Raw genomic sequence first — 8,250 nt, 5'->3', positions numbered from 1 at the left:
CAAGCTTATGCAGTCGCGCTAGCAGCGCTACGCAAGCTAGCAGGTTTTCGGCATTTCATAAACCCATCCTCCGCAACTTAAGATGTCCGGCTGTTTGTGTAGCGCTAATGTCAGCTGAACTACATTTCGACATCACCCGCCGACCCGCAGGATGCGGTCTATCGCGCTGGTGATGCTCCCTAGGGTGGCATCGTAAGTGATTGTTGATGCAAGGGAAAGTCTAATTTTTGCCGCCGCGCATGATGCGATTTTGGCGTGATAGGTCTCCTAAATTTTGGGGTACAGGCAGCAGGGATCACGCTGTCATCGCCGTGTCCGTTGCGGCTGGCACACTCTTTGGCCCGAATGGCGCGTCACTGCGGATGCGGCGGGGTTTGAGGATGGGGTGTCATGCCGAGTGCTTTTAATTTTTCGATCTCTCCTTTCGATTGCTTGACCAACGAAGAACGCAAGTTGGTGCGCAATAGCTTGGATATTGGCTACTTTCGCGAGGCCGAGGCGATTCTTGAGCCGGGGGTGCAGCCAACGCACCTGTTTGTGATCATCAAGGGCTACGTGCAGCAGTTTGAGGGCGATGAACTCATCACCACCTTCGGGCCTGACGACAGTTTTGATGGTCGGGGCTTGGTGGCGGGCAAGGTGAGTGGGCGTTTTGTGGCCGCCGAAGAAGTGGTGGCGTACCAGCTCTCGAAGCAAGCAGTGAGCGATCTGATCTCAAGCAACGCCACTTTCGGCGCCCTGCTCTTCTCGGATCTGACCCGCAAACTCACCGCGCTTTCCGAGCGCCAAAGCCAGCACGAATTGCAGTCGCTGACCATGGCGCAGGTCGAGCAGGCGTTCATCCGGCCGGCGCACATGGTCGATGCCGATACCGACATCGTCTCGGTGGCGCGCGCCTTTCATGATCACCGCACCAACTGCGTGCTGGTGCAAGACCACCGTGTCAGCCCACCACGCGTGGGCGTGTTCACCAACACGGGCTTGCAAGCAGCTATCTTGAACGGCACACCGCTGCACCAATTGGCGGTGCGCGAGCTGACCAACTTCGAGCTGATCACCGTCCACCCGGCCGACCATCTGTTTGACGCCTTAGCCTTGATGATTCGCCACCAAATCCACCGGCTGGTGGTGGCCGACGACGAACGCATCATCGGCATCCTGCATCAGCTTGATCTGCTGAGCTTTTTGTCAAACCACTCGTACTTGATCTCGTTGCAGATCATGGAAGCCGACAAGATCGAGACCCTTAAGCTCGCGGCTGAACAGATCACGCGCCTGATCTCGCTGCTGTTTCGGGGCGGCACCAAGGTGGCGCAGATCGCTCGACTGGTGCAAGAGCTGAACGCCAAATTGCTGGAACGCACGTGGCAACTGATCGCACCGCCGGATTTGATCGCCAACAGCTGCTTGTTCGTCATGGGCAGCGAAGGACGCGGCGAACAGCTCTTAAAAACCGACCAAGACAATGGCCTGATCCTGCGCGATGACTATGTGTGCCCGCACGACTTGGCAGCCTTGGCCGATCGTTTCAGCGAGGCGCTGATCGATTTTGGTTTCCCAGCGTGCCCCGGCAACATCATGATTCGCAACCCGATCTGGCGACAGTCGGTGTCCGAGTTTTCGCAAACCGTGCGCCGCTGGCTGCAAAACCCCGACCCGGACAATGTCATGACGCTGGCGATTTTCATGGACTCGCACGCTGTCTGTGGCGACACCGCTCTGCTGACCAAAGTGCGCGGCGAGCTCTATCGCCTCGCAACCAACAACGCCGCACTGCTGAGCCGCTTTGCTTCAGCGGTTGAAGCCTTCTCCAACACCAGCGGCTGGTGGAATCGCTTGCTGCTGCTGGGCGACTCGGCCGGCAAAGAGCTGCTCGACTTGAAGAAATCGGGCACGTTCCCGGTGGTGCACGGCATCCGCAGCTTGGCCCTCGAATACCAACTCAGCCAAACCAGCACCGCGCACCGTATCGAAGCACTGGTGAAGATCGGCAAACTGCCATCCGACATGGCGACCGATTTGATCGACAGCCTGAATTTCTTCATGGCGCTCAAACTGAAGGTCGGCCTGGAAGCACAGGAAACAGGACGCCCCCTTGAAGGGGGCATCCAAGTGGATAAGCTCAGCAGCTTGGATCGCGATCTGCTCAAGGACACGCTCGGTGTGGTCAAGCGCTTCAAGGCGATGCTGCATCACCGCTATCACCTTGAGTCGATCTGAGGAGCGCCATCATGTTCAACACTTGGTGGCAAGCGATTCGACGCGGTTGGCTGCTTTATCACTTGGCCGACGAGCGTTTTCGCTTCATGTACGACCCCCCGCCCGAGAACGAATGGGTCACGCTGGACTGCGAAACCACGGGCCTCGACGTGGGCAAGGACGAGATCATCTCGATCGGCGCGGTGGTCATCAAAGGCAACCGCCTCATGACCAGCGAGCGGCTGGAGTTGCTGGTCAAACCTTCACGCACCGTCTCGGCAGAGAGTGTGCGCATCCACCGCCTGCGCGAGCAGGACTTGGCTCAAGGCATGGATGCCGAGGACGCGATGATGCAGTTGTTGACGTTCATCGGCAGCCGCCCGCTGGTGGGCTACTACCTTGAATTTGACATGGCGATGATCAACCGCGTGCTCTGGCCGATGCTGGGTGTGCCGCTACCGCACCAGCGCTGTGAAGTCTCGTCGATGTACTACGACTACAAAAACCGTCAGCTGCCCGCGCATGAACAAGGCGGCAACATCGACTTGCGCTTTGCGACGCTGATGAACGATTTGCAGCTGCCCGAACGCGAAGCCCACGACGCCATCAACGACGCTGTGATGGCGGGGATGGCATTTTTGAAGTTGCGCCGACTCTTGGGGCGCTGATTTTTTTGATCAAGCGCGCATAAAAAAACCCGGGGCAAGCCCCGGGTTTTTCGTCTCAGCAGCCCTTGCGAGCCGCTGAAAGATCGTCAGAGATCAGTGACCCGAAGCGCCAGAGGCACCCAGACCTGTTTCCGAACGGATCTGCTGAGCTTCGAAGTCAGCACGTTCTTGGGTGGCATTCGCGCTGCGGTCAAGCAACGAGAAGATCCAGATACCCACGAAAGCGATGGTCATCGAGAACAGCGCCGGCGAGGTGTAAGGGAACCAAGCCGAACCCTTGGGATTCCCCAAAACAGCTTCCCACACCGAAGGCGACACAACGGTCAGTGCAACCGACGACACCAGACCCAAGAAGCCACCGATCACAGCGCCCTTGGTGGTGCAATCCTTCCACAGCACGCTCATGAAGAGCACCGGGAAGTTGGCCGAAGCAGCAATCGCGAAGGCCAACGACACCATGAAGGCGATGTTTTGCTTCTCGAAAGCCAAGCCCAGCACCACAGCGATGACGCCCAAGACGATGGTCGTGATGCGCGAAACCTTCAGCTCCGAAGCGCTGTCAGCGTTGCCCTTCTTGATCAGGGTGGCGTAGATGTCATGCGACACCGCCGACGCGCCCGACAAGGTCAGACCAGCCACCACCGCGAGGATGGTTGCGAACGCCACGGCCGAGATGAAGCCGAGGAAGACGTTGCCGCCCACAGCGTTGGCCAAGTGGATGGCCGCCATGTTGCCGCCGCCACGCAAAACGCCCTTGGCATCCAAGAACTCGGGATTGGTGGACACCAAAACGATGGCACCGAAACCGATGATGAAGGTCAGCACGTAGAAGTAGCCGATCCAAGTGGTCGCCCAGAACACCGACTTACGAGCTTCCTTGGCGCTAGGCACCGTGAAGAAGCGCATGAGGATGTGCGGCAAACCAGCGGTACCGAACATCAAAGCCATACCGAAGGAGATCGCCGAAATCGGATCCTTGACGAAGTTGCCCGGGCCCATGATCGACAGACCCTTGGAGGCAGCCGCCGCAGCCACGGTCGCCGCCGTGGCTTCCGGATTGGTCTTCAACGCTTCAGCCAGCAAGCCCTTGATCGCACCATCCGTCTTGATCTTGACAGCGGCCGAGAACAGCGCTTCAGGGCTGAAACCGAACTGCGCCATGACCATGAAGGCCATGAACGACGCACCCGCCAGCAGCAAGCAAGCCTTGATGATCTGCACCCAAGTCGTTGCGGTCATGCCACCGAACAACACGTAAACCATCATCAGCGCGCCAACGATGATCACGGCATAGAAGTACTCCATGCCGAACAGCAGCTTGATCAGCTGACCAGCACCCACCATCTGAGCGATCAGGTAGAAGGCAACCACCACCAGCGTACCGGCCGCAGCGAAAGCGCGGATCGGAGCTTGTTGGAAGCGATAGCCAGCGACGTCAGCAAACGTGAACTTGCCGAGGTTGCGCAGCTTTTCTGCCATCAAGAAGGTGATGACGGGCCAGCCCACCAAAAAGCCGATGGAGTAGATCAGGCCGTCATAGCCGTTGGCCATCACCGCAGCAGAAATACCCAGGAACGAAGCCGCTGACATGTAGTCACCAGCGATGGCCAAGCCATTCTGGAAACCAGTGATGCCGCCACCGCCGGTGTAGAAGTCAGCCGCCGACTTGGTCTTGGCAGCCGCCCACTTGGTGATGAACAAGGTGCCAACCACAAAGGCCGCGAACATGATGATCGCGGTCCAGTTGGTGGCTTGCTTTTCAGCTTGGCCGAGATCAGCACCAGCAGCCATGGCGCCACCAGCCGCCAGAAGGGCTGCCGCAGTGGCCAGAATTTTGGTCATGCGGCTCATTGGTTGGCCTCCTTGAGCAGCTGCTCGTTGATCGCGTCGAATTCAGTGTTGGCACGGCGCACATACAGACCGGTGATCACGATGGTGAAGACGATGACGCCAAAACCAATCGGAATGCCCACCGTGGTCACACCACTGGCACTGAGCGGTTGTGCCAGGAAACCTTTGTTGAAAGCGATCAGCGCAATGAAACCGTAATAAACAATCATCATTGCGAGAGTCAGCCACCATCCAAAGGATGTGCGCTTGGCTTTCAATTCTTTATACTTAGGGTTATCCCTAATTCGGGCTACTACGGGGTCTGTCATGCCACGCTCCTCGTTAATGTGCTTCACAAAAATCATAGGCTTTACCAAAGAGGTAAAGCCAGCGCCGCCGAGTCTAGGCACAAACTCTGACCTTGAACTGACCCGTGATGCATTTCACACCAAGGGTATTCCCTGCTCATTGATTTGATTTTTCATCATCCAAAAAGTAATACAGGCCCTTAAGGCCTGTATTACTTTTTTGTCAATCCTTGAAAACCCAAGGCATCCGCAGATGGAGACTCATCGTGTCGGATAGAGAATATCCACGCGGCGATTTTGCGACCAAGCGGCCTCGTTATGGCCCTTGACCTTTGGCTTTTCTTCACCGTAACTGAAGACATCCACTTGACCGTCTTGCACACCATAGGACTTCAATGCAGCAGCGATGGTTTGTGCACGCTTTTGACCCAACGCCAAGTTGTACTCGGTGCTGCCACGCTCATCCGTGTGACCTTCGATACGCACGCCACGCACAGGCGGATTCGAGGCCAGATAGCGGCCATGACGCTCGACCACAGCCGAAAAATCTGATTTGACGGCAAATCGATCGAAGTCAAAAAAGACACTGTGTTCAGTGATGATCTGACTCTGTGGATCCAAGTGCGCCGGAATCTTGGCCAACACCGGAGCCGCCACCTGTTGTTTCACAGGTACCACCGGAGCATCGGCCTCAGGCACTTGCAAAGTGGGCGCAGCATTGCTAGCCACAGGCACACGCAATTCAGGGACTTCGGGTGGCGCCGGCGCATCGACCTTCGCGACAGGCGTGGAAAGAGGCTCTTGCACAGGCGGAGTTTCCGGCGAAACCTCATCATCCCAAGGCATGGTGCCACAGGCGGTAAGGCATAGAGCCATCAGCGGGGTCAGAATTCGGGTTGTGTATTTCATCGCATACTCCAAAGTTATCGAAGCGGTTCATCCTGCAAGGCATGCTCAAGATCAGCAGACGTCGTCGTCAAGAAGCCTCGCCAGAGAACACTCACTGCATCGATCAAGGCAAGGAACCGTCGTTACGCTGCTCCGTAGACCCAGAGGCCTGTGGCTTTTTCGGCGCGGCATGGTGGTGCGACTTACCTGAAGAGGCACCTTTTTTGGACTTCTTCGCTGCGTGAGCATGGCCGGATTTCTTCTTGCCTGACTTCTTCGTCACAGCTTCGTCATGCTGTTTCGCGGCATGGCGCTTGGCGTGTTTGCCAGTATGCCGCGAAGTATGGCCCCCGGGTGTCGCCAAACTGTCTTGAGTGCGTGATGGTGTGGCAAAGCCATCACCTTTTCGCTCTGGTGGCGGCAAAAACACAGGTGCGTGAGACGGTGCAGGCGGCATGGCAGCCGGTGCCGGGCTTGTTGGCAGGGGCTGCGGGTTACGGTAAGGCGCCGCCGGACCTTGCTGGGGCTGCAAAGGGGGCAGAGGTGCGGACTGGGCCAAACCCACGGCGGAATAAAACACAGCCAACGCAGCAGCAACGATTTGTCTTTTCATTTTTAACTCGGAGGATTTGTAAAAACTGACGACCAACGCCATCGATCGCCCGATTGTGCCAATGAATTGCAGTGCCGTGAATGCCAACAGCCAACAATTACGTTCACATCAATCAAAGCGAGACTGCCTGAGCCATTTGGTAGCGACCCACTTTTCACCCTCAAGAACCTCGCCACCGCCGTGCAGGGTCAAGCTTGAACTGGCCGCCACGGGATAACTGAAGAAGACAGCATTTCCTTTGTGTGGCGAGACGTTCAAACCAATATCTGGAAAAGTTGTCTCGCCCCCTCGGATGGGTGTATTGAGATACATCACCAGCGTAGCAACCCGCTGGCCACCACGGCGTAATATGGCCGAGGTACTCGCCAAAGAAGTATCAAAATAGTCGTAGTGCGGCTTGTACTCAGCACCCGGACGGTAGCGCAAAACTTGCAAACCCTCACCGTTTTCGATGGGCCAGTTCAAAAGCGCGGCGATGCGAGCCTCGATACGCTCGACCAATGGAGAAACGCCACGCGGGAAGAACATGCCGTCACTGGTCCGGGCCTCGTGGACCAAGCTGCCTCCGTGCGTTTGGTCCACCGTTTCAGAGCGTTGCAAACGGCTATCTGCTTGGACCACCAGCGCATCACATTCTTCATCCGTGAGTAAACCACCCAACAGAACGATTCGAGGCTGCCGCAGGCTGAGCAAAATATCCACGGTGTGCCCGTCGATCGTGAGGCTTGATGGTGACCCCAACAATCGCGGCTCAGGACACAGCAGCGTTGGTGAGGCCAACAAGTGGTCAAGCACTTGGTCGGCCATGATGTGTTGCCAGCCACTGCTCAACATCGACCGCAACATGCCTTCTCTTGCCATCCCCAGCCGTTGTTGCTCCATCACCCATTGACGCAACTCTTCACTGATCACAGCAGACCCTCCGTAAACATCATCATGAACGCATTGACTGTACAAGAAATATTTGAAAAGCTGTCCAAGATAAATCCAAACCCTGTGACAGAACTTAAATACAACTCGCCCTTCGAGCTTCTTGTTGCCGTCATATTGTCAGCACAAGCGACCGATGCAAGCGTCAACAAGGTGACACCTATACTGTTCGAGAAACTTAATACCCCTGAATCGATAGCTTCGCTTCAGCCTATAGAGTTAGAGCCCTATATCCAATCCATTGGACTCTACAAGAGCAAAGCACGTCACATCATCGCCATGGCCAAGATACTGGTTGAACAGCATCGAAGTGCTGTTCCAGCCACCAGACATCAGCTCGAACAACTTCCCGGCGTGGGCCGAAAAACAGCCAATGTCATTTTGAACATTGTTTTTGAGGAACCGACTCTCGCCGTCGATACGCACGTGTTCCGGGTCGCGAACCGAACCGGTCTAGCACCCGGCAAAACACCCAAAGAAGTCGAATCCAAGCTGATGGCGTGCGTTCCGGAAGATTTCTTGATGAACGCTCATCACTGGCTGCTGCTTCATGGTCGGCACGTCTGCAAAGCCAAGGCACCGATGTGCAGCACTTGCTGCATCGCCGAGCGATGTGAGTTCAACGCGCAAGACAGCAAGCAAAGGGCGTAAAAAAAGCCACCTAGGGTGGCTTTGCTTCGCAATTTATGGCGGAGTGGACGGGACTCGAACCCGCGACCCCCGGCGTGACAGGCCGGTATTCTAACCAACTGAACTACCACTCCGCAGTGGCGACCCCTAGGGGATTCGAACCCCTGTACCGACCGTGAAAGGG

General features: G+C 56.5%; 8 protein-coding genes and 1 tRNA gene. 3 read left to right on the top strand and 6 right to left on the bottom strand.

What is annotated here, in order from left to right; genetic code table 11:
• Positions 1–390 precede the first annotated feature (390 nt).
• Both AB3X39_RS00045 and AB3X39_RS00040 read left to right on the top strand, forming a co-directional pair.
• A complete protein-coding gene (locus AB3X39_RS00045) occupies positions 391–2,220 on the top strand; it encodes a DUF294 nucleotidyltransferase-like domain-containing protein (RefSeq protein ID WP_369415299.1) in 1,830 nt (609 codons plus the stop codon).
• A gap of 11 nt (positions 2,221–2,231) precedes the next feature.
• Positions 2,232–2,867, top strand: coding sequence for a 3'-5' exonuclease (locus tag AB3X39_RS00040; protein ID WP_369415298.1), 636 nt, complete (start codon positions 2,232–2,234; stop codon positions 2,865–2,867).
• A 93-nt stretch (positions 2,868–2,960) separates the two neighbouring features.
• Here AB3X39_RS00040 and AB3X39_RS00035 read toward each other — a convergent pair whose 3' ends face one another.
• From AB3X39_RS00035 to AB3X39_RS00015, 5 genes are all read right to left on the bottom strand, one after another.
• A complete protein-coding gene (locus AB3X39_RS00035) occupies positions 2,961–4,718 on the bottom strand; it encodes a cation acetate symporter (protein WP_473964874.1) in 1,758 nt (585 codons plus the stop codon).
• Positions 4,715–5,026 (bottom strand): DUF485 domain-containing protein, encoded by a 312-nt coding sequence (locus AB3X39_RS00030; RefSeq protein WP_369415297.1) that lies wholly within the window; start codon positions 5,024–5,026, stop codon positions 4,715–4,717. The genes AB3X39_RS00035 and AB3X39_RS00030 overlap by 4 nt, the downstream gene beginning before the upstream one ends.
• 240 nt (positions 5,027–5,266) lie before the next feature.
• Positions 5,267–5,914, bottom strand: a complete 648-nt coding sequence (gene pal, locus AB3X39_RS00025; RefSeq protein ID WP_369415296.1) for a peptidoglycan-associated lipoprotein Pal — start codon at positions 5,912–5,914, stop codon at positions 5,267–5,269.
• Positions 5,915–6,017: 103 nt separating this feature from the next.
• The gene (locus AB3X39_RS00020) at positions 6,018–6,548 is read right to left on the bottom strand and encodes a hypothetical protein (RefSeq protein ID WP_369415295.1); all 531 of its coding nucleotides are present in this window, start codon (positions 6,546–6,548) and stop codon (positions 6,018–6,020) included.
• 66 nt (positions 6,549–6,614) lie between these two features.
• Entirely contained in the window at positions 6,615–7,418 is an 804-nt protein-coding gene (locus AB3X39_RS00015; RefSeq protein WP_369415294.1) for a 2OG-Fe(II) oxygenase, read from the bottom strand.
• Positions 7,419–7,442: 24 nt separating this feature from the next.
• Here AB3X39_RS00015 and nth point away from each other — a divergent pair, with 24 nt between their 5' ends.
• Positions 7,443–8,087, top strand: a complete 645-nt coding sequence (gene nth, locus AB3X39_RS00010) for an endonuclease III (RefSeq protein WP_369415293.1) — start codon at positions 7,443–7,445, stop codon at positions 8,085–8,087.
• Between the two features lie 36 nt (positions 8,088–8,123).
• Here the strand turns inward: nth and AB3X39_RS00005 are convergent.
• Positions 8,124–8,200, bottom strand: a tRNA-Asp gene (locus AB3X39_RS00005).
• Positions 8,201–8,250 lie beyond the last annotated feature (50 nt).

Source organism: Leptothrix ochracea, from assembly GCF_041083635.1.
GTDB classification, from domain to species: domain Bacteria; phylum Pseudomonadota; class Gammaproteobacteria; order Burkholderiales; family Burkholderiaceae_C; genus Sphaerotilus; species Sphaerotilus ochraceus.
The sequence above is the reverse complement of the archived record's forward strand: the minus strand, read 5'-3'. Positions and strand labels throughout refer to the sequence as shown.